The organism is Streptomyces chromofuscus, from assembly GCF_015160875.1.
GTDB lineage: Bacteria > Actinomycetota > Actinomycetes > Streptomycetales > Streptomycetaceae > Streptomyces > Streptomyces chromofuscus.
Map to the genome: position 1 here is coordinate 698,217 of NZ_CP063374.1, position 22,536 is coordinate 720,752.

General features: G+C 72.2%; 21 protein-coding genes and 1 pseudogene. 6 read left to right on the forward strand and 16 right to left on the reverse strand.

Going from position 1 to position 22,536, the window contains the following annotated elements:
- Nucleotides 1-35: 35 nt before the first annotated feature.
- Nucleotides 36-500: a helix-turn-helix domain-containing protein gene (locus IPT68_RS34765; protein ID WP_308438817.1), complete on the reverse strand. Its 465-nt coding sequence runs from the start codon at nt 498-500 to the stop codon at nt 36-38.
- A gap of 318 nt (nt 501-818) precedes the next feature.
- Between IPT68_RS34765 and IPT68_RS03105 the strand changes: the two genes are divergently transcribed.
- Nucleotides 819-1,706 carry an RNA polymerase sigma factor SigF gene (locus tag IPT68_RS03105; RefSeq protein WP_189700761.1) on the forward strand — a complete coding sequence of 296 codons (888 nt, stop codon included), beginning with the start codon at nt 819-821 and terminating at the stop codon, nt 1,704-1,706.
- 88 nt (nt 1,707-1,794) lie between these two features.
- Here IPT68_RS03105 and IPT68_RS03110 read toward each other — a convergent pair whose 3' ends face one another.
- Together IPT68_RS03110 and IPT68_RS03115 are read right to left on the reverse strand one after the other, a co-directional pair.
- Nucleotides 1,795-2,250 carry an ATP-binding protein gene (locus IPT68_RS03110; RefSeq protein WP_189700701.1) on the reverse strand — a complete coding sequence of 152 codons (456 nt, stop codon included), beginning with the start codon at nt 2,248-2,250 and terminating at the stop codon, nt 1,795-1,797.
- Between the two features lie 173 nt (nt 2,251-2,423).
- The gene (locus tag IPT68_RS03115; protein WP_194074051.1) at nt 2,424-3,680 is read right to left on the reverse strand and encodes a DUF6777 domain-containing protein; all 1,257 of its coding nucleotides are present in this window, start codon (nt 3,678-3,680) and stop codon (nt 2,424-2,426) included.
- A gap of 209 nt (nt 3,681-3,889) precedes the next feature.
- Here IPT68_RS03115 and IPT68_RS03120 point away from each other — a divergent pair, with 209 nt between their 5' ends.
- Nucleotides 3,890-5,152, forward strand: coding sequence for a streptophobe family protein (locus IPT68_RS03120; protein WP_189700699.1), 1,263 nt, complete (start codon nt 3,890-3,892; stop codon nt 5,150-5,152).
- A 133-nt stretch (nt 5,153-5,285) separates the two neighbouring features.
- On the opposite strand, the gene IPT68_RS03125 is transcribed toward IPT68_RS03120, so the two are convergent.
- The 4 genes from IPT68_RS03125 to IPT68_RS03140 form a co-directional block, all read right to left on the reverse strand.
- Entirely contained in the window at nt 5,286-6,278 is a 993-nt protein-coding gene (locus IPT68_RS03125) for a serine/threonine-protein kinase (protein WP_189700698.1), read from the reverse strand.
- A complete protein-coding gene (locus IPT68_RS03130) occupies nt 6,278-6,823 on the reverse strand; it encodes a hypothetical protein (RefSeq protein ID WP_189700697.1) in 546 nt (181 codons plus the stop codon). Before IPT68_RS03130 ends, IPT68_RS03125 begins: the two co-directional genes overlap by 1 nt.
- Nucleotides 6,824-6,832: 9 nt before the next feature.
- A complete protein-coding gene (locus IPT68_RS03135) occupies nt 6,833-9,169 on the reverse strand; it encodes an ABC transporter ATP-binding protein/permease (protein ID WP_189700696.1) in 2,337 nt (778 codons plus the stop codon).
- Nucleotides 9,170-9,243: 74 nt separating this feature from the next.
- Nucleotides 9,244-9,654 (reverse strand): hypothetical protein, encoded by a 411-nt coding sequence (locus IPT68_RS03140; RefSeq protein ID WP_189700695.1) that lies wholly within the window; start codon nt 9,652-9,654, stop codon nt 9,244-9,246.
- 302 nt (nt 9,655-9,956) lie between these two features.
- On the opposite strand from IPT68_RS03140, the gene IPT68_RS03145 reads away from it, so the two are divergent.
- Nucleotides 9,957-10,244, forward strand: coding sequence for a DUF1905 domain-containing protein (locus IPT68_RS03145; RefSeq protein WP_189700694.1), 288 nt, complete (start codon nt 9,957-9,959; stop codon nt 10,242-10,244).
- Nucleotides 10,245-10,367: 123 nt separating this feature from the next.
- Here IPT68_RS03145 and mgrA read toward each other — a convergent pair whose 3' ends face one another.
- Entirely contained in the window at nt 10,368-11,357 is a 990-nt protein-coding gene (gene mgrA, locus IPT68_RS03150) for an L-glyceraldehyde 3-phosphate reductase (protein ID WP_189700693.1), read from the reverse strand.
- A gap of 116 nt (nt 11,358-11,473) precedes the next feature.
- Here mgrA and IPT68_RS03155 point away from each other — a divergent pair, with 116 nt between their 5' ends.
- Together IPT68_RS03155 and IPT68_RS03160 are read left to right on the forward strand one after the other, a co-directional pair.
- Complete coding sequence (locus IPT68_RS03155; protein WP_194074052.1) at nt 11,474-12,349, forward strand: LysR family transcriptional regulator; 876 nt, start codon at nt 11,474-11,476, stop codon at nt 12,347-12,349.
- A 533-nt stretch (nt 12,350-12,882) separates the two neighbouring features.
- Nucleotides 12,883-13,392, forward strand: a complete 510-nt coding sequence (locus IPT68_RS03160; protein ID WP_189700691.1) for a mycothiol transferase — start codon at nt 12,883-12,885, stop codon at nt 13,390-13,392.
- Here IPT68_RS03160 and IPT68_RS03165 read toward each other — a convergent pair.
- The 7 genes from IPT68_RS03165 to IPT68_RS03195 all read right to left on the reverse strand — a co-directional run bounded on the left by IPT68_RS03165 (nt 13,380) and on the right by IPT68_RS03195 (nt 20,637).
- Nucleotides 13,380-14,444 carry an adenosine deaminase gene (locus IPT68_RS03165; RefSeq protein WP_189700690.1) on the reverse strand — a complete coding sequence of 355 codons (1,065 nt, stop codon included), beginning with the start codon at nt 14,442-14,444 and terminating at the stop codon, nt 13,380-13,382. The two genes, IPT68_RS03160 and IPT68_RS03165, sit on opposite strands and share 13 nt — an antisense overlap.
- Before the next feature lie 73 nt (nt 14,445-14,517).
- Nucleotides 14,518-14,910, reverse strand: coding sequence for a VOC family protein (locus IPT68_RS03170; RefSeq protein WP_189700689.1), 393 nt, complete (start codon nt 14,908-14,910; stop codon nt 14,518-14,520).
- Nucleotides 14,911-14,959: 49 nt separating this feature from the next.
- The gene (locus IPT68_RS03175; protein ID WP_189700688.1) at nt 14,960-15,139 is read right to left on the reverse strand and encodes a hypothetical protein; all 180 of its coding nucleotides are present in this window, start codon (nt 15,137-15,139) and stop codon (nt 14,960-14,962) included.
- 333 nt (nt 15,140-15,472) lie between these two features.
- Nucleotides 15,473-17,710, reverse strand: a complete 2,238-nt coding sequence (locus IPT68_RS03180; RefSeq protein ID WP_189700687.1) for a xanthine dehydrogenase family protein molybdopterin-binding subunit — start codon at nt 17,708-17,710, stop codon at nt 15,473-15,475.
- Nucleotides 17,707-18,735, reverse strand: coding sequence for an FAD binding domain-containing protein (locus IPT68_RS03185; protein ID WP_189700686.1), 1,029 nt, complete (start codon nt 18,733-18,735; stop codon nt 17,707-17,709). Before IPT68_RS03185 ends, IPT68_RS03180 begins: the two co-directional genes overlap by 4 nt.
- Nucleotides 18,736-18,747: 12 nt before the next feature.
- Nucleotides 18,748-19,272, reverse strand: a complete 525-nt coding sequence (locus IPT68_RS03190; RefSeq protein WP_189700685.1) for a (2Fe-2S)-binding protein — start codon at nt 19,270-19,272, stop codon at nt 18,748-18,750.
- A gap of 534 nt (nt 19,273-19,806) precedes the next feature.
- On the reverse strand, nt 19,807-20,637 hold the full coding sequence (locus IPT68_RS03195) for an alpha/beta fold hydrolase (protein ID WP_189700684.1): 831 nt from the start codon (nt 20,635-20,637) through the stop codon (nt 19,807-19,809).
- 220 nt (nt 20,638-20,857) lie between these two features.
- On the opposite strand from IPT68_RS03195, the pseudogene IPT68_RS03200 reads away from it, so the two are divergent.
- Nucleotides 20,858-21,078: pseudogene (locus tag IPT68_RS03200) on the forward strand (sphingomyelin phosphodiesterase); the annotation flags it as partial.
- 49 nt (nt 21,079-21,127) lie between these two features.
- Here IPT68_RS03200 and IPT68_RS03205 read toward each other — a convergent pair.
- On the reverse strand, nt 21,128-22,504 hold the full coding sequence (locus tag IPT68_RS03205; RefSeq protein WP_189700683.1) for a PI-PLC domain-containing protein: 1,377 nt from the start codon (nt 22,502-22,504) through the stop codon (nt 21,128-21,130).
- Nucleotides 22,505-22,536 lie beyond the last annotated feature (32 nt).

Consider the following 22,536-nt stretch of genomic DNA (forward strand, 5'->3'; position numbering starts at 1 on the left):
AGGCGTGCGGGTCCGAGGCGCCGGACAAGGCGGCGTCAGGCGGCCAGGCAGAGTGCGTTGCGGGGTGCGGTGGACGTGGCGCGGCCACGCGTCCGCGTGTGCCGGGTGAGTTCGCCGTGCGCCCGCGCCAGCAGATCGCCCAGGCCGAGCCCCAGGGCCTGGGCGGCAGCCGCGAGCACCTCCGAGGAGGCCTCCTTGCGGCCGCGCTCCACCTCCGACAGGTACGGCATCGAGATCCGCGCGGCGTCGGCGACGTCCTTCAACGTCCGCTCCTGGGCCAGCCGTTCCCGCCGCAGCACGTCACCGACGAGGTCGCGCCAGAGCGGCTCCCTGCCGGCGGTGCGGGCCGGTCCCCCGGCGGGCGGCGCGGGCGGCCCGGGCAGCGCACCATCGGTCCGGCCGGCCGGGCGGACGCCGCCGGGACGCTCCGGCTGCGGGCGCAACGGGATGACACGGGCCTCGTCGGAGGTCGTCCGGTGGTTCGGCGCTTGGTTGCTCACCTTCTCAGCCTAGGTTCGCCGAACCGTGGCGGAAGCCCTCGGCGTTCCGCCCTCGGTGGAATCGGATGAAACACCATCAACCGGTTTCTAGTTATACAGATCACCGGATTACGAAGGTCTGTTGCGACGGGTTCGGCCCGGCCCGGGAAATATTCGAGCCACCGCCACACATGGGCGGCATGCGCTCCGGAAGTCCGGGTACACGCACCGATACGCCGTCGGGTCCCGGTCGCTCACCGGGACGGGACGTCGGGCACAACCGAGCACAACCGAAGCCGAAGAGGCAGACGTCGCACCATGACTTTCGTGGGAGAGGTAATGGACACCGCCGTGACCCGGTCGGAGGCAGAGGCCGTCAAGGACAGCCCCGTGGCCAGGACGGGTGAGGGGCCAACGCCGGAAGTCGTGGACCCCCGGACCGTGGCTCCGCGCGACGCGCGTGAGCTGTCCCGCCAGTTCTTCGCGCGCCTGGCCGAACTCGAGGAAGGCACGCACGAGTACCAGTACGCGCGCAACACCCTCATCGAGATGAACATGTCGCTGGTGCGGTTCGCCGCCGGCCGGTTCCGCAACCGCGGTGACGACATGGAGGACATCGTCCAGACCGGCATGATCGGCCTCATCAAGGCCATCGACCGGTTCGAACTCTCGCGCGAGGTCGAGTTCACGTCGTTCGCGCTCCCCTACATCGTGGGTGAGATCAAGCGCTTCTTCCGCGACACCACGTGGGCCGTGCACGTCCCCCGCCGTCTTCAGGAACTGCGCGTCGAACTGGCCAAGGCCCGCGAGGAGCTGGCCAGCCGGCTGGACCGGGACCCCACGGTCGCGGAACTCGCCACGCTGATGAACATCTCCGAGAACGAGGTGGTCGAGGCCCAGATCGCCGCCAACGGCTACAACTCGGCCTCCCTGGACGCCGCCCTGACCGGCGACGGCCCCGAGAACGGCGAGGCCGTCCTCGCCGACTTCATCGGCGTCGAGGAGCACGGACTGCGGCTCGTCGAGGACTTCCAGTCGCTCGCGCCGCTCATGGCCGAACTCGACGAACGCGACCGGCAGATCCTGCACATGAGGTTCGTCGAGGAGGCCACCCAGGCCGAGATCGGCGAACGCCTCGGCTGCTCCCAGATGCACGTGTCCCGGCTGCTCAAGCGGATCATCGTGCGGCTCCGCCGGGGCATGCTCGGAGAGCTGGGCTGCGCCTGACGGCGGCCACGCCGCACGGCGTGCCGCCACCCGGGAAAGACCTGCGGATTCCGCGAGTGAGTCCCCGGCCGTCGACCGCGCCGGGGACTCACGCGCCGTCCAGCCGCATGACCGCGCGCACCCGCTTGCCCACCGGCACCCGCTCGACGGTCACCTCCGTCGCCAGCGCGTGCACGATCTCCAGGCCGTGCCGGCCGACGCGGGCCGGGTCGCGCGGGAACCGCCTGGGCAGGGCGGCGCTGCTGTCGTAGACGGAGACGGCCAGTGCGCTGTCCGTCCCCTCCAGTTCCAGGATGTACGGCCCGTTGCTGTGCCGGTCCGCGTTGGTGACCAGTTCGCTCACCACGAGGAGCACGGCTCCTTCGGCGCGGTCGTCGATCTCCGCGCACCACTCGTTTCTGAGCTGTTCGACGAAGAGGGCGGCGACGGACCGCGCCTCGGCGATGCATCCCGGCTCGCCCGTGTAGTGCGCCGCTCGCCGAAGCGGCTCCACGGGCACGTCGAAACCAGTCGGTACGACGGCCCCGTCCCCGTGCTCGATCATGCGTGTCTCTCTCCGAAGCCGGCCAAGCCGGACGCTACTGCACCAGTCCTCGTACCCAGAGCCGGGCGCCGCAGTCCATAGTGCCGGAGTCGTCACACCGCCGAAGCGTTTGCGGCCGATTCGGGCACGATGTATGCGGGGGACGAACGGCGCGCGTCCCGTGGGGCCGGTGGTTACCCAGGTGGGGAGGCCGGGGACTGCGGCGAGGGCGGCGAACCCGGCGAGTCAGGCGATTCCGGGGAATTCGGCGCATCCGGCGAGTCCGGGGCATGGGGAGAGTTCGGAGCGTCCGGAGAGTCCGGGTTGGTCGGTGAGTCCGCGGGATTCGGTGAGTTCGGTGAGTCGGGTGACTGCGGAGCGTCCGGAGAGTCCGGTTCCGGCGGCGGCGACTCGGGCCCGGGCGACTGCGGGCGGGACGGCGGTGACGCCGGCGACGGCGTTTCCGGGGCCGGGGACACCGGCGCCTTCGGCTGTTCGGTCGGTTTGTCCTTGGCTCCCGTGTCGCCCTGCGGCCGGGAGATCCACTCGCCGCGGTCCGTGTCGTAGAGGACGAAGGCGTCCACGTCCCGCCGGGACTCCGTGACCACGACCACGGCCGAGGAGCGGTACCCGGGCCATGCTTCGCCGGTCGGCTCGGGCGGAGTGCGCTGGGCGACCGGCGGGGTCAGCGGGTTGCCGCAGGCACAGCGGACGCGGGGCGCGCCGCGGTCGTCGACCAGGACGGCCGTACCGGCCTGGAGGACGGCCTGGTAAGGGGTGGCGGCGCCGTCGCGGAAGCCATGGTTGGTGACCCGGGTGTCCAGGCGCAGCTGCACGGGGGTCAGGGAGCGGAGGTACGCGGGGACACCGGACGGCTCGACGCCGACGACGGAGCCGAAAGCACGGTTCTTCACCCCGTCCTCCTGCAGGAAGCGGATCTGCTTCTCCACGTCGCAGGCGGCGACGTTGCGCGTGCCGCCGTAGAGGCCGGGCGTGCCGCCGTTCACGCCGCGGACCTCGTTCGGCGCCACCGATCCCGTCGGGGTGGGGGTGACCGGTGGGGCGGAGCTGTCCCTCGCCGTCGACTCGTTGAAGGGGTTGGGTCCGGTCACGTTCGCGGCCTGGAGGAAGACCTCGCCGCCCTCGGCGTCGGAGGTGCCGTCGCCGCCGGTCCGGGTGAGGACGACGGCCACGGCCACCGCGGCCGCGACGATCGCGGCGATCGCGGCGATGCGGGGTACGGGCCGCCACCACGGGCGGCGCGGCGACGGCGGCCCGGCTCCGCCACCCGGCGGACGGGACGGCGGGCCGGTCGGCGGCTCGGAGGGCGGACCGGCGGGCGGCTGGGACGGTGGGCCGGAAGGCGGGCCGGCGGGCGGCTGGGTGGGTCCCGACAGGGGGCCCGAGGGCGGGCCGGTGGGGCGGCCGGGCCGGGGCGGTTCGGTGTTCACGAGCCCCGCTCCCCTCCCGGAGTGGCCCCGGGCGCACGCGTCGCATCCCCCGGCCCCGAAGTCGCTCGCCTCGAATGCACCCTTCGTTCCTCACGTCCTGTTTCTCCCTGATGCGCTCATTGTGTGCCCGGTTTCCGTACGCCCCGCAAGCGGACGCCGGACGGACCTCCCGGCGCGCGCCGGGTGCCGGTGCTGCTTAGCGTGGCCACGTGAGTGCGCGCCCCTTCCCCTACCAGGCACTGCCCCGCCCCGGCTGGGTGTGGGCCGTGGTCGCGGTGCTGGCGGGGCTGGTCGCCATGGGGGTCACCGCCGCACTCGGACTGTGGGCGGCGGGGGCGGCGGACCTGCCGGACGGGGCGTTCCCACGGGTGGTCGCGGCGACCGTCGTCACCTCGGTGGGCGGTGCGGTCGAGTTCTCCGGAGACGCCGGGGGCCTCGCCGAGACGACGGCCGGGCTGACCGTGATCCCGCTGTCCGTGACGCTGGTCGGCGCCCTGGTGATCGCCGCGGCCTTCCTGCGCCCGCTGCGGCACCGCGCGGTGGCCGGGGCCGGGGAACTGGGCGCGTGGGCCGGGAAGGTGGCCGTCCTGTGGCTGCTGGGGTTGCTCGGTCTTGCCCTCGGGGCCCGGCAGACCTTCCGGATCCCGCTCGGCGAGGGCGCGATCAGTGAGATCGGCGACCTGTTCGGCCTCACGCCGGAGGTCGGCTTCACCACGGACGTGCCTGTGTCGCTGTTCTTCGGCCTGCTGTGGCTGGCGGGCGTCCTGCTGCTGGCCCTGCTGGTCTCGCGCGGCGCCCCGCTGCCGGGCCGGCTGCTGCGCTTCCAGGAGTCGGTGCGCCCGGCCGCGTACGCGATGGTCGCCCTGCTGCTCGCCTGTGTCGTCCTGGGTCTGGTCATCGGCCTGGTGGTCGCGGCGACCCGGGGGCATCCCGCCGAGACCTTCGCCGTGCTGCTGCTCGGGCTGCCGAATCTGGCCTGGCTCGCGCTCACCCTCGGCATGGGCGCCACCTGGGACGGCCGGGTGGAAGGGCCGTTCGGCCTGCCGATGCCGCACGTGCTCGACCAGGTGCTGCGCTCCGAGGACGTCGAGGCCGTCGACGTGGGTGTACTCGCCGAGCACGACGCACGGTGGTGGTGGCTGGTCGTCGCCGCGGTGCTGCTGGTGCTCGCGGCGGCGTTCGTGATGGCTGCCCGTTCCCCGGAGCGGGTGCGGCTCTGGCAGCACGCCGTGCGCACGGCCGTCGCGCTGGCGCTCACCGTGCTCATGATCTGCCTGGTCGGCGGCGTCTCGGCGTCGTACGGCCTGTCGGTCGTCGGCATCGGCGACCTGGGCGGCGACCTCGCCGGGGAGCTGTTCCTGCGACCACGCGTCTGGTCCGCGCTGGGGCTTGCCGTGCTGTGGGGGCTGGTGACCGGTTTCCTCGGCGGACTGCTGGCCAGGGGGACACGGCGGCGAGGCGCGAGGCCGTAGCCCGAGTTTCCCGGCGACCCCCGGCCGGGTTTCCGGCAGGGCGACGCGTCCGGACGGCCCCGTGCGGGGGCGGCGCGCGCGACGGTCCTGCCCGGTGTCAGGTGCCGTGCCCGAGGACCGGTCCTGCCCGGCGTCAGGTACGCCGGCCGAAGACCGGTCCGGCCCATCGCGGTGGCGGCTCGGGTTCCCCCTGCCCCAGCGGTACGGCCCTCAGGTCCACCTGCGTCGGCGGGTGCCCGGCGGCGGGGGCGCCGGTCAGGGCGGTGCGCAGGGCGGCGACGAAGGCGAGGCAGGAGTCGGGGCGGTCGTCCGGGTTCTTCGCCAGCGCCCGGGCGAAGACCTCGTCGACGGCCGCCGGAAGGCCGGGGCGGGACCCGGTCAGCGGGGGCGGCTCGTCGTTCTGGTGGGCCCACAGCAGGGCCAGGTCGTCGTCGCGCCGGAACGGCGGGTGCCCGGCCAGGCACTCGTAGACCACGCACGCGAGGCCGTAGACGTCGCACCGGCTGTCCACCGGCCGGCCCGAGATCTGCTCGGGGGCGACGTAGTCGAGGGTGCCGACGAACTGGCCGACCGCGGTGAAGCCGGTCAGGGACAGCGACTTCTTGGTCAATCCGAAGTCGGTGAGGTAGACGTGCTCGGGGTGGTCGCTGTCGGTGCCGCGCGCGACCAGGATGTTGCCGGGTTTGACGTCCCGGTGGACCAGCCCGTGCTCATGGGCGGCGTCGAGCGCGGAGGCGACCTGCCCCGCGATCCGCAGGGCCGTCCCGGGGCGCAACGGGCCCTGCCGGTCGAGCAGCCTGCGCAGATCGCGGCCCGCGACGTACCGCATGGCGATGTACAGCAGGCCGTCCGTCTCACCCGCCTCGAAGACCGGCACGATGTGTGGATGGTCGATCGCGGCGGCCACCCGGGACTCGTGGCTGAAACGCTGCCGGAAGGTGTCGTTGCGGGCGAGTTCCGGGGCGAGCAGCTTCAGCGCGACCGTGCGGTCCAGGCGCAGGTCGCGGGCGCGGTAGACGACGGCCATGCCGCCGCGCCCCAGTTCCTGCTCGATCCGGTAGCCCGCGACGCTCCGGCCGACCAGCTCGGAGGGCCGGCCGGAGAAGAGGCCGGTGTCGCCCGCCATCAGGGCTCGCCCTCGAAGGTCGCCACGCGTGTGGGGGCGTGGCCGGGTTCGGGCGTGGCGCGGGGCGCCTCGTCCGCCGCGTAGGTGGTCAGCCGCTTCCCGTCGCTGTACGCCCACCGCTCGGTCTCCGCGTCGTACAGCCAGACGGACTCCCCGTCGACGACCACGCCGATCCGCTGTCCGCGCGTACGGTCCCGGAAGGACTCGCCGTCGAGGCCGCCGGCCAGCAGCGCGTCGACGGCGGCCCGGTAGCGGGCCAGGGCCTGCTCGGCGCGGGCGAGCAGCGGGCGCGGGTCGGCGGCCGCCGTGAGCGGGTGGTCCTCGGTGGGCGGGTCCTGCGGTACGGCGATCAGCCGGCGGCCGTCGACCCAGGCGGACCAGCCGTTGGCGCACAGGATGTGAGCCCAGTCGCCGCGCCGCTCGACGAGCCGCACGGGCAGCAGCGGGTCGAGGGGCACGGTGGGCCGGGCGGGGTCGGGGTCCTCCCATGCGGGCATTCCGTGCGCGGGGACGACGTGGGTGGGCCGGAAGCCGTGGGTCGCCATGGCGGGCGCCTACTTCCGCATCACGGCGGGCTCGCGGCGGCGCAGCAGCCGGTAGACGACGTACCCGGACACCACCGACAGGGCCAGGAGCATCCCGACGTCGAGCAGCCACACCCCGGCCGTGTGCTGGAACAGCGGGTCGCCACTCAGCTCGTCGGGCGACAGCCGGCCCAGGTCGACGGTGCCGGCCATCGCGGCGAACGCCCAGCGCGCGGGCACCAGCCAGGCCAGCTGTTCCAGCCCGGGCACGCCGTCCAGTTGCAGCAGGGCGCCGCAGAAGACGACCTGGACGATGGCGAGCAGCACCAGCAGCGGCATCGTCACCTCCTCCTTGCGCACCAGCGCGGAGACCAGCAGGCCGAACATCATCGCGGTGAACGCGAGCAGGGCGACGGCGAGCGCGATCTCGATCAGCGGCGGCATCAGCACCCCTTGTCCCTGCGGTGCGTTGAGCTCGACGCCGTACAGGGCGACCAGGGTGAGCACGACGGCCTGCAGCACGGTGACCGTGCCGAGGACGACGACCTTGGAGGTCAGGTACGCCGATCTGGACAGGCCCACGGCCCGCTCCCGCCGGTAGATCACGCGTTCCTTGACGATCTCGCGCACGGCGTTGGCGGCGCCGGTCAGCACGCCGCCGACGCACAGGACGAGCAGGGTGTTCAGCGCCGATCTGCGGTCCAGCTCGCCGCCCGCGAGGGCGCGGGCCATGCCGCCCATGACGAAGGGCAGCGCGATCATGACGACGAGGAAGGTGCGGTCGGCGCCGAGGACGGCCGTGTAGCGGCGGATCAGCGTCCCGAGCTGGGCGGCCCAGCCGCGGGGCCTGGGCGGCGGGACCACGGCGACGGGTTCCTCGTCGGGCTGCTCCGGCTGGGCGCCGGCGTCGGCGACGTACTGCCGGTGGAAGGGAGAGTCACGGTACTCGCCCGCCCAGTCCCGGTCCCGGTCGTGTTCGAAGGCCTCGAAGGCCTCCGGCCACTGGGGGAAGCCGAAGAAGGGGAGGGCGTCGCCGGGCGGGCCGTAGTAGGCGACCTTGCCGCCGGGGGCGAGGACGAGCAGCCGGTCGCAGACGTCGAGGCTGAGGACGCTGTGCGTGACGACGATGACGGTCCGGCCGTCGTCGGCGAGACCGCGCAGCATGTGCATCACGGAGCGGTCCATGCCCGGGTCGAGCCCGGACGTCGGCTCGTCCAGGAACAGCAGCGACGGCTTGGTCAGCAGCTCCAGGGCCACACTGACCCGTTTGCGCTGGCCGCCGGAGAGGCTGTGCACGGACTGGTCGGCGCGTTGCTCCAGGCCCAGTTCGCGGATCACCTCGTCGACGCGGGCGCGCCGCTCCGCCTTGGCGGTGTCGTGCGGGAAGCGCAGTTCGGCGGCGTAGGACAGGGCGGCGCGGACGGTGAGCTGGGCGTGCAGGATGTCCTCCTGCGGTACCAGGCCGATGCGCTGGCGCAGCTCGGCGTAGTCGTGGTAGAGGTCGCGGCCGTCGTACAGGACGGTGCCGTGGTCCGCGGGACGCTGTCCGGTCAGGGCGTTGAGCAGGGTGGACTTTCCGGCGCCGCTCGGCCCGACGACCGCGAGCAGGCACTTCTCCCCCACCGGGAACGACACGCCGTCCAGCAGGGTCTTGCGGCCGCGGTCGACGGCCACGGTGAGGTCCTCGACGTCGAGGATGACCTCGCCGGTGTCGACGTACTCCTGCAAGGTGTCGCCGACCAGGCAGAACGCCGAGTGGCCGATGCCGATGACGTCCCCGGGGCCGATCAGGGCGCTGGTGACGAGCTGGCCGTTGAGGTAGGTGCCGTTGTCGCTGCCGAGGTCGACGATCTCGTACGTCCCGTCGGCGTGCGTGCGCAGTTCGGCGTGGCGGCGGGAGACGATCAGGTCGTCGACGACCAGGTCGTTGTCCTCGGCGCGACCGATGCGGACGGTGCGGGTGGGCAGCGGCCGTACCGAGGCGGGGTACCGGAAGGTGTGGCTGAGGGCGGGCCGGGAGACCACCGAGGGGCGCTCCGGGGTGGCGTCGAGACCCACCAGGACGGCGCGGGGCCCGTCGGTGGGGTTGCCGAAGCGGATGACGCTGCCGGGACCGACGTCCTGCTCGTCGACCCGCCGGCCGTCGGCGTAGGTGCCGTTGGTGCTGTGCTCGTCCTCCAGCGTCCAGTGGCCGTTCACCGGACGCAGCACCGCGTGGTGCCAGGAGACGCGGGGGTCGTCGACGACGATGTCGCTGAGCGGATCGCGGCCGACGTGGTAGTCGCGATCGGGGCTCATCACGGTGGAGCCCGTGTCGGTCTCCACGACGAGTTCGGGCGCCGCCGACGCGGCCAGCCGCTTCGCCATGGTGAGAATTCTACAGATTCGCTCACATGTACGCCGACCAGGGACAAACCAGGACGACCTCCGGCTGGCACGTGTCAGGCGACGGGAACGACGAGCGCCGGGAGGGTGCGCTGCATCCGCAGGGCGTCGACGGACTCGGCGAGCAGCTCGTACTCCGTGGTGTCGTCGCTGGTGGCGATCCTGACCAGCCGCCCGGCCGCCAGCTGGTCGGCGATGAGCTCCTGCTGGTCCACGTCCGCGCACCAGGCGCGCAGCACCGACGGCACGTCGGCCACCGAGTCGCCGACCGGGATCAGCGCGTTCGGCGGGTACGGCGCGTCGCCGGGCTGCGGATCGAGCCGCTCGGCGATCCAGGTCGCGCGGTCGCGCAGCCACCACAGGGCGAGAGCCAGAGTGGGCGCCCGGTAGGTGCCGAGAGGTACGCCGATACGCCGGCCGTCGCAGATGCCGTAGGCCGTGACATGGCACAGGAATTCGTCGTGCACGTACGCCTCCCCCGTCGCGTCGCCCGCTTCCGGTGATGCCTCGCTTTCGGTGCGGCTCCTGTGCAGTGAAACAGTCCCTGAGGTTCGAGTATCTTCACTCTTGAATCACTGTCACCATGTCTTTCCGGCCAGTCTCCTGGCATATTCACCGCATGTAATGGCTGGAATGCGACGGGTGAGGTGCGCAGGCCGGACGGTGCGGATCTCGGGCCGGAACCGGAGTGACGGCGTCCGCGATGAGTTCTTCCCTTTTACCGGGTCTGAAGACTGAGTATTTCGAGATCACCGGAGCGGAGGACGCCATGGGGACGACCGGAAAGGTGGACGCGGAATTCACCGCCGTCCTGCGCAGGAGCCCGGCCAAAGGCGGCTGGACGTATGTCGTCTGGCCCGAATCCGTCGCCTTCTTCGGCACCCGCGGACTGGTCAGGATCCGCGGCACCATCGACGGGCACCCTTTCCAGGGCTCTTTCATGGCCCTGGGCGACGGCACCCACAAGCTGCCCGTCAGGGCCGATGTGCGCAGGGCGATCGGCAAGGAGGAGGGCGACACGGTGACCGTGCGCCTGCGGGAGCGCCTCGGCTCCTGAGGAGTGGCTCGGCTCCCGAAGCGCGGGTGCTCCCGCAGTCCGGGCGGCCGTCCTGAGAACGAGGCGGCGGCCGCGCCCGGGAGGTGCATCAGCGCCCGCGGGCGCGGCCGCCGGCTCGGTGGGTCAGGGCTGGGCCACGGCGTCGATGCGGGACAGCTCGTCCGCGTCGAAGTCGAGGTTGCCGATCGCGCGGACGCTGTCCTCCAGCTGCTGCGGGCTGCTCGCGCCGACCAGGGCGGAGGTCACCCGGCCGCCGCGCAGCACCCAGGCGAGGGCCATCTGGGCCAGCGTCTGACCGCGCGACTTGGCGATGTCGTCCAGGGTCCGCAGGCGGCCCACCAGGTCCTCGGTCAGCGCGTCGGACTTCAGGAACGGGCTGTCGCTCGCGGCCCGCGAGTCCTCCGGGATGCCGTCGAGGTAGCGGCCGGTGAGCACGCCCTGGTCCAGCGGCGAGTAGGCGATGGAGCCGACCTGCAGGTCGTCCAGCGCGTCCAGCAGACCTTCCTCGGGGCTGCGGTAGAGCATCGAGTAGCGCGGCTGGTGGATCAGCAGGGGCGTACCCAGCTCGCCCAGGATGCGGGCGGCCTCACGGGTCTGCTCCGGGGAGTAGTTCGAGACGCCGACGTAGAGCGCCTTGCCCTGCTGCACCGCCGAGTGCAGGGCGCCCATCGTCTCCTCCAGCGGAGTCTCGGGGTCCGGGCGGTGCGAGTAGAAGATGTCGACGTAGTCCAGGCCCATCCGCTGCAGGCTCTGGTCCAGGGACGACAGCATGTACTTGCGCGAGCCCCACTCGCCGTACGGGCCGGGCCACATCAGGTAGCCGGCCTTGGTGGAGATCACCAGCTCGTCGCGGTAGGGCGCGAAGTCGGCCTTGAGCGCTTCGCCGAACGCGGACTCGGCGGCGCCGGGCGGCGGACCGTAGTTGTTGGCCAGGTCGAAGTGGGTGATGCCCAGGTCGAAGGCGCGGCGCAGGATGGCGCGCTGGGTCTCGACCGGTCGGTCGGGGCCGAAGTTGTGCCACAGGCCGAGCGACAGGGCGGGCAGCTTCAGGCCGCTGCGTCCGGTGCGCCGGTAGGGCATGTCGGCGTAGCGGTCGGGGTGTGCCGTGTACAACGCGACTCCAGAGGGGTTGGCACGGATGAGACAGTGTGGTCCTCACTCTGTCGTGACCTGCGGGCAGTGGTCCAACAGAAGAATCCGATGGAATTCAGCGACTACGCTTCTCAGTCATGGAACTGCGCCATCTTCAGCACTTCGTCGCGGTCGCCGAGGACCAGCACTTCACCCGGGCGGCCGAGCGGCTGATGGTGTCCCAGTCGGGCCTGTCCGCCTCGATCCGCGCGCTGGAACGGGAGTTGCGGACGCCGTTGTTCGTGCGGACCACCCGCCGGGTGACGCTCACCCCGGCCGGGCGGGCGCTGCTGGGCGAGGCGGAGCGGATCCTCGCGCAGGTGCGGTCGGCCCACGAGGCGGTGGCCGCGGTGCAGGGCGTGCTGCGCGGGATGCTCGCGCTCGGCACCGAGCAGTGTGTCGCCGGGGTGAACGTGGCGCGGCTGCTCGCCGCGTTCCGGCGCCGGCACCCGCACGTGGAGATCTGTCTGCGGCAGGCCGGCTCCGGCGCGCTGGCGGAGGAGGTCGCGGCGGGGCGGCTTGACCTGGCCTTCGCGGTGCGTACGCAGGAGGACACCGACCAGCTGCGCTCGGTGCCGCTGAGCAGCGAGCCGATGACGGTGCTGTGCCATCCCACGCACCGCCTCGCCGGGGCCGGCGCGGCCGTCACGCCGAACGAGCTGGGCGGCGAGGTGTTCGTGGACTTTCACCCCGACTGGGGGCCGCGCCAGACCACCGACGCCGCGTTCGCCAGGGCGGGCGTACGGCGGAGCGTGGACATGGAGGTGAACGACGTGCACAGTCTGCTCGACCTCCTGGACGAGGACCTGGGCGTCGCCGTCGTACCGCACCACTTCCGCCACAAGCGGCCGTCGCTCACCGCGCTGCCCCTGAAGGGCATCGGCGAGGCGGTCTACGAAACGGTCGCCCTGCTCCCGCCCCCAGAGGCGACGAGCCCCGCGGCGCGGGCCCTGATGGCGCTCCTCGACACATGAATCCCGGCGGCGCGCCGTCGCGCGATCAGCGGGCGCGCCGACGCGGAATCCGGTCAGCGCGCCGTCGTCTCCGCGGCGCGCCGTCACGGGCTCTCTTGACGCGCCGACGCGGGATCCCGGCGCGTCGTCGGAGATTCGGGCCACGCGCCACCACGGGTCCCGGCGCACGGCCGACGTCGAATCCGGGCAGCGCGCCGTCCGGGATTCCAGCCACACGCCACCACGGATCCCGGCGCACGGCCGACGTCGAATCCGGGCAGCGCGCCGTCCGGGATTCCGGCCACACGCCACCACGGATCCCGGCGCACGGCCGACGTCGAATCCGGGCAGCGCGCCGTCCGGGATTCCGGCCGCACGCCACCACGGATCCCGCGCCACGCCGACGCGCGGTCCCGGCACCGCACCGTCCCGAACCCCCACCGCGTGCCACCGCGGATCCCGAAGCCCGCCGCCGCCGGAGCCGGCGCCACGCCGATGCCGGCGCCGGAGCCGTGCCGTCGTGGGATTCCCGGCTATGCGTCATCGTGGGACGTATGCATGCCAAGGACATCCTCATCGACAGCTACGGCCGCATTCAGGAAGAAGTCCACGCCGCCGTCGACGGCCTCACGGCCGACGACCTCAACGCCCGCCCCGGTCCGTCCGCCAACTCCGTCGCCTGGCTGATCTGGCATCTCAGCCGCGTCCAGGACGACCACGTCTCCGACGCCTCCGGACTCGACCAGGTCTGGCTGGCGCAGGACTGGGAGAAGCGCTTCGGGCTCGGGCTGCCGCGCCACGACACCGGGTACGGGCACGGCCCCGCGAAGGTCGCCAAGGTGCGGGTCGACTCCCCCGACCTGCTGACCGGCTACTACGACGCCGTGCACCAGCAGACGCTCGGCTTCGTGCGCGGGCTGACCTCCGCCGAACTGGACGACATCGTCGACGACCGCTGGGACCCGCCGGTCAGCCTCGGCGTGAGGCTGGTGAGCGTGCTGTCCGACGACCTCCAGCACGTCGGCCAGGCCGCCTACGTACGCGGTCTGCTTCAGGCCTCGTAGCCCGGCAGGACCACGTCCCGTATGAGGGCGTTGCGCTCGTCGAACGGGATGAACGCGCTCTTGACGGCGTTCACGGTCACCGTGCGCAGATCGTCCAGCGTCCAGCCCGCCTCCTCGACCAGCAGCGACATCTCGCGGGTCATGGTCGTACCGGAGACCAGGCGGTTGTCGGTGTTGAGGGTGACCCGGAAGCCGAGGTCCTTCAGTGCCGTGATGGGGTGCTCGGCGATGGTGGTGGCCGCACCGGTCTGCAGGTTGGACGTCGGGCACATCTCCAGCGCGATCCGCCGGTCGCGCACCCACCCGGCGAGGCGGCCGAGCTTGCCGTCCACGATGTCGTCGGTGATCCGCACTCCGTGGCCGATCCGCTGGGCGCCGCAGACCTGGAGCGCCTGGTGGATGCTGGGCAGGCCGTGCGCCTCACCGGCGTGGATGGTGAACGGCACGTTCTCGCGGCGCAGGTGCTCGAAGGCGGCCAGGTGGTCGGCGGGCGGGAAACCGTCCTCGGCACCGGCGATGTCGAAGCCGACGACACCGGCGTCCCGGAAGGCGACCGCGAGGTCGGCGATCTCCCGGCTGCGGTCGAACATCCGCATGCCGCACAGCAGCGTCCCGACCCGGACCGGCGTGCCGGCGGCGGCCGCCTTGGCCATGCCCGCCGCGAGCCCCTCCTGCACGGTCTCGACCACCTCGGGCAGGCTCAGCCCGCCCTGGACCATCAGCTCCGGCGCGTAGCGGACCTCGCCGTAGACGACACCGTCCGCCGCGAGGTCGAGGACGTACTCCTCGGCCGTGCGCAGCAGGCCCTCGCGGGTCTGCATCACGGCGAGGGTGTGCTCGAAGGTGGCGATGTAGCGGACCAGGTCGCCCGAGTTGGCGGCGTCGTAGTACCAGGCGGCGAGCGCGTCGGGGTCGGTGGTGGGCAGGGTGTGGCCGACCGTCTCCGCGAGCTCGACGACGGTGGTGGGACGCAGGCCGCCGTCGAGGTGGTCGTGCAGGACGGCCTTGGGGAGTCTGCGGAGGATCGCGGTGTCTACGCGCGTAGCGGTCATGGTGCGCCTTTTCTCGGGCGGAACGTGCGAAGTGAGCGGTGCTGTGGGACGGACGGGCGTCCGGGGGCGAGGGTCAGCCGGCCGGCTGGAGCAGGTCCCAGCGGTTGCCGTACAGGTCCTGGAAGACGGCGACCGTGCCGTACGGCTCGTGCCGCGGCGCCTCGAGGAAGGTCACGCCCGCGGCGACCATCCGGTCGTGGTCGCGGGCGAAGTCGTCCGTGTACAGGAAGAATCCGACGCGGCCGCCGGTCTGGTCGCCCACCCGGGCTCGCTGCGCCGCACCCTTGGCGCGGGCGAGCAGCAGGGCGGTGCCGGTGCCCTCCGCGCCGGGCTCGACCACGACCCAGCGGGAACCGTCCTCGCGGGGCGCGTCCTCGGAGAGCCGGAAGCCGAGGGCCTCGGTGTAGAAGCGGATCGCCTCGTCGTAGTCGTCGACGACGAGGGTGACCAGGGCGATGCGGCTCATCGGGACCTTCCGGGAGGGCTCATTGACGGGAGAGGTTATACGTAAAACGTCACGGACGCCAGCCCTCGTCGGCCATCGGTCCCTCAGCGTCCGTGACCGTGCCGGCCCGCGACGCGCTTCGGCCCGAATCGCCTGTTTCATACTGGGCCTCGCCGGCGTCTCCCCGGGCGCGCGCGAGCAGCAGGGTGACGTCGTCGGCCGCGGTCGTGCTCGCCAGCGTGCCGAGCACCGCCGTGTACAGCTCCTCCAGGACGTGGCGCTCCGGGCGGGGGCGCGCGCCACGCGTTGCACACCGACGTCGACGTCGTGGAGGCGCTCCTCGACGAGCCCGTCGCTGACCCGGACGCAGCGCAGGTCGGTGTCCCAGAGGGTCACTCCGGCCACCGAGCCCGTCAGTGTCACGCGCAGCGCCGCTCCGGCCTCCTTCCCGGCTTCCCGGATCAGTGCCTCTGCGTCGGACTCGAACGCCTCGCCGACACGGGGGCCAGGCCGCCCGTCGCGATCACCGTGACGTCGTCGGGGTCGGCCGCCGACGCGGTCTGCTCCTGCCCTGAGCGTGCCCTCAGAGAAGGTCCTCGATCATGATCGGCAGTCTGCGCACCCGCCGCCCGGTGGCGTGGTGCACGGCGTTGGCGATCGCGGCCGCCGCACCGACCTGGCCGATCTCACCGACCCCCTTGACGCCCAGGGGGTTGACGATGTCGTCCTCGACCTCGATGAGCTCGACGTCGACGTCGGGGGCGTCCGCGTTGACCGGGACGAGGTACTCCCCGAGGCTCGAGTTGACCCAGCGGCCGGTGTCGGGCCGCATGTGGTTGGCCTCCAGGAGGGCCTGGCCAAGGCCCCACAGCATGCCGCCCATCAGCTGGCTGCGGGCCGTCTTCGGGTTGAGCACCCGGCCGGGCGCGAAGGCCCCGGTCATCCGCCGCACCCGGACCAGGCCCAGCTCGGCGTCCACGGCGACCTCGGCGAACTGGGCGCCGAAGGTCATCATCGCGTAGGGGGTGTCGTGTGCGGGCGGCTTCCACTGCCCCGCGGCCTCGGCGTCCGGCCGGAAGGTGCGCCGCAGCAGGTCGCTGTACGACTCGGAGGCGGTCCCGGCGGTGATCACGCCGTCGTGCACGACGACGTCGACCGGGTCGGCGCCGTGCAGCGGTGAGCCGGGGTCGCCGACGGCGCTCCTGATGAGCTGCCGGCGCAGGGCGCTGGCCGCGCTGTGCACGGCCGCGCTGATCATGCCGGCCCCCGCCGAGCCCACCGCGGCGGCGATGTTGGGCAGATCGGTGTCACCGTTCTCGAAGCGGCAGCGCTCCACGCTCACCCCGAGACCGTCCGCGGCGACCTGGGCCATCACCGTGGCGACGCCCGTACCGAAGTCGGGGGTGGCGGCCTGGACGACCGCCGTGCCGTCGGCGTAGAGGCGTGCGCGGGCGCGCTGCGGGTTGGCGAGGGGGGCGACCGGGTAGCAGGCGGTGGCCATGCCGGTGCCGATCAGCCAGTTCCCGTCCCGCCGCGTCCCCGGCCGGGGATCGCGACCGGCCCAGCCGAAGCGCTGGGCGCCGCGCTCGTAGCACTCCCGCAGGCCGCTGCTGGACCAGGGCAGACCCGTCATCGCATCGACGTCGGTGTGGTTGCGCAGGCGCAGCTCGATGGGGTCCAACCCGAGCTCGTGGGCGAGTTCGTCCAGCGAGCACTCGAGCGCGACCATGCCGCTCGCCTCACCCGGCGCGCGCATGAAGGTGGGGGTCATGGTGTTGGCGCGGAACAACCGGTAGACGCCCTCGTAGTGGGGGCACGCGTAGATCTGCGAGGAGGTGCCGACGGACGGTTCCGCCCAGTCGTCGAAGTGGGAGGTCGGGGACAGTTTGTGGTGCCGTACGGCCGTCAGCCGGCCGTCGTGCGTCGCCCCGAGCGTGATGTGCTGCTCCTGCTCCTCGCGGTGACCGACCGAGGTGAACATCTGCTCGCGGGTGAGGACGAGTTTGACCGGCCTGCCGACCGCGCGGGCCGCCATCGCGGCGAGCGTCGGGTGGGCGTGGATCATCGCCTTGGAGCCGAAACTGCCGCCCGCGTAGTGGCCGATGACCCGGATCCTCGACATCGGGACGCCGAGCAGCCGGGAGACGGTCATCTGTGTGGCGTTGACGCCCTGGGTGGCGTCGTACAGCAGCAGGTCGTCGCCGTCCCACTGGGCCGTGGTGCAGGACGGCTCGATCGGATGGTGATGGTTCGCCGCGTAGGTGTACGTGCCCCCCACCCGGACGTCCGCCTCGCGCAGCCCGGCCTCGACGTCCCCGCGTTCGATGCGGCCCGGCACCCAGCCGCCGAAGATCCGCTCGGGTTCGTAGGACAGGCCACGGCCCTGGTCGAGGGTGGTCACGGGAGGGGTCTCCGCATAGGAGACGCGCAGCAGGCGCGCCGCGTACTGGGCCCGTTCCCAGGTGTCGGCGACGACGAGGGCGATCTGCTGACCCGCGTAGTGCACGGTGTCGTCCTGCAGGGGGAAGAACGTCTGCCCGGGGGCCGCCGTGCCGGCGAGCGAGGGAATGAGCGGCGGCTGCTCGGCGATCTTCGGCAGCGTCTGGTGGGTGAGGACCGCCAGCACGCCCTCCTCGGCCAGAGCGGCACTGGTGTCGATCGCGATGACCCGTCCGGCGGCGATGCGGGAGCCGACCACATACGCGTAGGCCATGTCCGGGACGGGGATCTCGGACGCGTACCGCGCGGTCCCACTGACCTTGGCGCGGCCGTCGACGCGGCTCAAGGGCTGGCCGATGGCGGGCGGGATGGTCGCGGTCATGACGGGCTCCCGGTCCCGGGCCGGGGCGCGAGCCCCGTTCCCGTTCCGTCGCTGAGCGTGTCCAGGGCTCGGACGATCGCGCGCTGGGCGAGTTCGACCTTGAAGGCGTTCATGGAGGTCGGCCGGGCGTCGGCCATCTCGACGCGCCCGGCGAGGGCGAGGTTGTCCCGGTTCAGGGCCGCGCCGATGAGGAAGTCCTCCGCACGCCTGGCCCGCCAGGGCTTGGTGGCCACGCCGCCCAGCGCCATCCGCACGTCCGCGATCGTGCCGTCCACCACGGACAGCGCCGCCGCGACCGAGACGAGCGCGAACTCGTACGACTCGCGGTCCCGCACCTTCAGGTACAGGGAGTGGCGTGCCACGGGTGCGGCGGGCACCTCGATCGCGGTGATCAGCTCACCGTGTTCCATGGGGTGCTCGCGGTGCGGGGAGTCACCGGGGAGGAGGAAGAAGTCGTCGAAGGCGTAGGCCCGTTCGCCGTTCGGGCCCAGGGTGTGCACGCGCGCGTCCAGCGCGGCCAGGGCCACGGCGACGTCCGAGGGGTGGGTGGCGATGCAGTGCTCGCTGGTGCCGAGTACGGCGTGACCGCGACTGAAGCCCTCGATGGCCGAGCAGCCGGTGCCGGGGTCACGTTTGTTGCAGGGGGACTCGGCGTCACGGAAGTACGAACAGCGCACGCGTTGCAGCAGGTTGCCTCCCATGGACGCCATGTTGCGCAGTTGCGCGGACGCTCCCAGCTCCAGTGCCTGCGCGATCAGCGGAAAACGCTCGCGGACCACGGTCGCCGCCGCGACGTCGCTCATCCGCGCCAGCGCGCCGATGCGCAGCCCGCCTTCGGGGGTGCCTTCGATGCCGGCGAGGGGGAGGTCGTTGATGTCGACGAGCCGTCGGGGGTTCAGCACGTTCTGGCGGAGCAGGTCGACCTCGGTGGTCCCCCCGGCGAGGAAGTCACTGGTGGGGTCCGTGCTCACGGCCGCTACGGCGGTCGCCGTGTCGGTCGCGCGGAGGTAGGTGATGGGCCGCACGGGGGCGCCTCCCTACGTCTGGTCGCGGACGGCACGGATGGCAGCCCGGATGTGCGGATAGGCGGCGCAGCGGCAGATGTTGCCGCTCATCCACTCCTTGATCTCGGCGTCGTCCCCGGCGTGCCCTTCGGCGATCAGTGCCACGGCGGACATGATCTGGCCGGGAGTGCAGTAACCGCACTGGAAGGCGTCCTGCTCGACGAAGGCCTGCTGCATCGGATGCGGCTCCCCGTCCCGGGCGAGCCCTTCGACGGTGGTGATCTCGCGGCCTTCGCAGGTCATCGCCAGCGTGAGGCAGGCCAGCACGCGCCGTCCGTCGACCCACACGGTGCAGGCGCCGCAGGTGCCCTGGTCACAGCCCTTTTTCGCGCCGGTCAGGTCGAGGCGCTCCCGGAGGGCGTCCAGCAGGCTCACGCGCGGCTCGATGTCGACGGTGTGCTCGGTGCCGTTGATCGACAGTCTGACCTGCACAGGGCCGGGGCCTCGTTCCGCCCGTGCGATGCCTGCTCCGGTGACGGCAGGGCCGATGGTGGACATGGCGCACCTCCAGAGAAAACGCCTGTCAATTCTCATACGGGCGCAGAATGCCCGCAAAAGTTTGATGTGCGTTGTTCGTCCGCATGTGCCGGAAACCCAGGAGCCGATGACCGTGGGGTACACGTGGGAGGTGGTGCCGGGCACGGAGCCGGAGTTCGAGCGCCGGGCGCACGGGCTCGAGCGGGGCAGCCGCCCTACCCGGTCACCCGGGGGGACCTGGCTCGAGCCCGGGAGCGACAGCCACCGCCGCCACGCCGTGTCCGCTTCGCCGACACCCGCAGCCCGGACCGCTGGACGACCTCGACGGAGCGAGCGCCGCCTGGCAGGAGCGCGTCAGGCCGTACGGCCGCTCGGCGCACCCGAAGCCGACCACCACCGGCCTGGAGGCGTGGTTCGACGCCCCCGGCGGCACGGCCCGGCCACCCGCGCGCCGGAAGATGTGACCCCAGCCGAGCCGGCTCCCGCGGCCGTGGCCGTACCCGGAGGACCGGACGCGCCCGCAGCCCCGGGGCTCCGCCGCAGCCGCTCGAGCCGCTAGGACCGCACGAACTCCAGGAGGTCGGGGTTGAGGACCTCCGGGTGGGTCGAGAGCATGCCGTGCGGGAACCCTTCGTACGACTTCAGGGTGCCGTGCTTGAGGAGTTCCACCGACAGCGGCGCGGAGTCGTCGTAGGGCACGACCTGGTCGTCGGTGCCGTGCGCGACGAGCACCGGCACCTCGATCTGCTTGAGGTCCTCCGTGAAGTCGGTCTCGGAGAACGCCTTGATGCACTCGTAGTGGGCGTTGGCAGCGCCCATCATCCCCTGTCGCCACCAGTTGTCGATCAGGCCCTGCGACACCTTGGCGCCCTCCCGGTTGAATCCGTAGAACGGCCCCGACGGCACGTCGATGTAGAACTGGGCGCGGTTGGCGGCGAGGGAGGCGCGGAACTCGTCGAAGACCTCGATCGGCGTACCGCCCGGATTGCTCTCGGACTTGACCATGACGGGCGGAACCGCACCGACCAGCGCGGCCTTGGCGACACGGCCCGGCTTGGCCCGCGCCACATAGCGTGCGACCTCGCCGCCGCCGGTCGAGTGTCCGATGTGCACGGCGTCCTTGAGGTCGAGCGCGTCGGTCAGCGCCGCCACGTCCGCGGCGTAGGTGTCCATCTCGTGGCCGCCCGAGGGCTGGCCGGAGCGCCCGTGTCCGCGCCGGTCGTGGGCGATCACACGGAAGCCCTGGGCCAGGAAGAACACCATCTGGTTGTCCCAGTCGTCGGCACTGAGCGGCCAGCCGTGATGGAAGACGATCGGTTGCCCGTCGCGCGGACCCCAGTCCTTGTAGAAGATGGTCGTGCCGTCGGAAGTGGTGACCGTGCCCATTGCTGATCCTTTGCTGGAAAGGCTGAGGCGGCTGGGCGGTACGGCGGTCGCCGACGCGGGGGCGAGGGCAGACGGATCCCAGCCATACGGAAGCGCGGAATCGCGGCCGCAGGCCATGGCCGAATCCCTGCAGCCACGTTACGCCCATGTCCGGCATACCTCATTTTGTGCCCCCACGACGGCCGACGGCCCTCGGCGGACGCCCCTCCTCCATCCGTTGCGCAACTCCTTCGACACCGCGGGGAACTTCATCGCCCGCAACCGCTACCCCGACGACCCGCGGGAGGACCTCGACCACGTGCTCCACCGGGCGGGGCACGCGCGGCCGGTGATCTGGCAGAAGACGTCGTCGAGGAGCAGAGCGCACCCTGGACGGTGACGAGCCGGGGAACCGACTGCACGTACACCGACCTCTCCGACCACTACCCGACGCCCGGGTAGTGAGCTGAGCCGAGTGGGCCCCGGGCGGCCGGGGCCCACCCCTCGGGCGTCACGGATACGTGTGGCTGTTCAGGGCGTTCACCGCGGAGCCGGTGTCGCCCAGGTCGTAGTGGTCCACCGCGAGGAAGTTGGGCTTCTTGCGGGCGGCCGGCAGGCAGAACCGGCGGGCGCGGTCGGCGAGTTTGGCGTTGTCCGTGCGGACGGTCGCGGTGATCGGCACGTCACGGAAGTGGTTCATCACGAACAGCGGGCGGAAGCCGGGCTCCGTGCGGGTCAGCGGGATGTTGGTGTTCGCGTCGTACCAGCGGCTGTAGCAGGACCAGTCGGAGGAGCCGATGCCCGGGCCCATGGACCAGTGGTTCTCCACCGTCCACTCCCGCTGGTACATCACGCCGAAGGTGTCCCGGGTCAGCCCCGCGGACTGGTCGGCGGAGCGGCTGTGGTCGGTGAAGATCAGCAGCCGGTCGTCGGCGGCGATCAGGTCGGCGAGCCGGGGCCAGCCGTTCTCGCGGACGCCCGTCCGGTCGGGGCGGTACAGGACGTCGTCCAGGCCGTTCACGCGGGCGAGTTCGGCGCGCAGGACGCCCGGGTCGACGTAGTCCTCCAGGAAGACGGTGACGAACTGGTCCGGGCGGGTCTTCAGGAAGTCCACGATCCGCTGCAGGTCGACCCAGAGGGCGACCGGCCTGCCGACCAGGGTGCAGCTGTTGTGGCAGAGGATCGCGCCGTCGGGTGTCTGGTGGATGTCGAGCATGAATCCCCGTACGCCGTCGGCAAGTTGCTGAGTGATGCCGCGGGACTGGTTCGGGACGAGGTTCACGAAGGGCGGGGCGAAGCCGCCGTCGACGCCGTTGGCGTAGGCGTTGTGCGCGGTCAGGAACGTGACCTGGTCCAGGGTGCGCCGGTCCTCGGGTGGCATGGGGCCGGTGGCCGGGGTGACGGGAGTGAGGTACCAGGAGGCGAGGGCGCCGGGCGCGCCGATCGCCAGCTGGGCCGGGTAGTTGGCGCCGGGGGGCTTGGGGGCGAGCGTGAGGTGGCGGTCGGTGCCGGGGACCTTCAGCGTGTACCGGTCGTCTGCGCCGGTGGCCGTGATGTCCCAGGCCGCGTCGGCGCTCGCGCAGGCGACGGTGCGCGCCCGGTCGCCGGAGCGGCCGAGACAGGTGCCCGTGGCGTCCGTGCTTTCGAGGACGTACGACGATCCGCTCGGCCGCAGGTTCCACTGCTGGCGGTCCTCGTCGCCCTTGGGTCTGCGCTGTTCGACCGCGCCTTGGATATCGGCCGCGTTGAGGCCGGTGGTGGCGCTCTGCAGGTAGTAGGCGGCGGAGGCCGGGGCCGCCGCCGCGGCCCCGGCCGGAGGCGAGGGCGCCACGACCGCGGCGGCCAGCGCGGCGGTCGCGGCGAGCAGGGCGTGGGGGGTGCGACGCATGACGATGCCCTCCAGGGAGTAATGGTCAGGTG

Bases quoted from the DNA above. Each gene is read 5' to 3' on its own strand.
- IPT68_RS03110 (WP_189700701.1), bottom strand. From the start codon at position 2,250: ATGATCGAGCACGGGGACGGGGCCGTCGTACCGACTGGTTTCGACGTG.
- IPT68_RS03170 (WP_189700689.1), bottom strand. From the start codon at position 14,910: ATGAGCCGCATCGCCCTGGTCACCCTCGTCGTCGACGACTACGACGAG.
- IPT68_RS03190 (WP_189700685.1), bottom strand. From the start codon at position 19,272: ATGTCCACCATCGGCCCTGCCGTCACCGGAGCAGGCATCGCACGGGCG.
- IPT68_RS03145 (WP_189700694.1), top strand. From the start codon at position 9,957: ATGGGGACGACCGGAAAGGTGGACGCGGAATTCACCGCCGTCCTGCGC.
- IPT68_RS03155 (WP_194074052.1), top strand. From the start codon at position 11,474: ATGGAACTGCGCCATCTTCAGCACTTCGTCGCGGTCGCCGAGGACCAG.
- IPT68_RS03160 (WP_189700691.1), top strand. From the start codon at position 12,883: ATGCATGCCAAGGACATCCTCATCGACAGCTACGGCCGCATTCAGGAA.
- IPT68_RS03165 (WP_189700690.1), bottom strand. From the start codon at position 14,444: ATGACCGCTACGCGCGTAGACACCGCGATCCTCCGCAGACTCCCCAAG.
- IPT68_RS03105 (WP_189700761.1), top strand. From the start codon at position 819: ATGGACACCGCCGTGACCCGGTCGGAGGCAGAGGCCGTCAAGGACAGC.
- IPT68_RS03195 (WP_189700684.1), bottom strand. From the start codon at position 20,637: ATGGGCACGGTCACCACTTCCGACGGCACGACCATCTTCTACAAGGAC.
- IPT68_RS03180 (WP_189700687.1), bottom strand. From the start codon at position 17,710: ATGACCGCGACCATCCCGCCCGCCATCGGCCAGCCCTTGAGCCGCGTC.
- IPT68_RS03125 (WP_189700698.1), bottom strand. From the start codon at position 6,278: ATGGCGGGCGACACCGGCCTCTTCTCCGGCCGGCCCTCCGAGCTGGTC.
- IPT68_RS03205 (WP_189700683.1), bottom strand. From the start codon at position 22,504: ATGCGTCGCACCCCCCACGCCCTGCTCGCCGCGACCGCCGCGCTGGCC.
- IPT68_RS03130 (WP_189700697.1), bottom strand. From the start codon at position 6,823: ATGGCGACCCACGGCTTCCGGCCCACCCACGTCGTCCCCGCGCACGGA.
- IPT68_RS03135 (WP_189700696.1), bottom strand. From the start codon at position 9,169: ATGGCGAAGCGGCTGGCCGCGTCGGCGGCGCCCGAACTCGTCGTGGAG.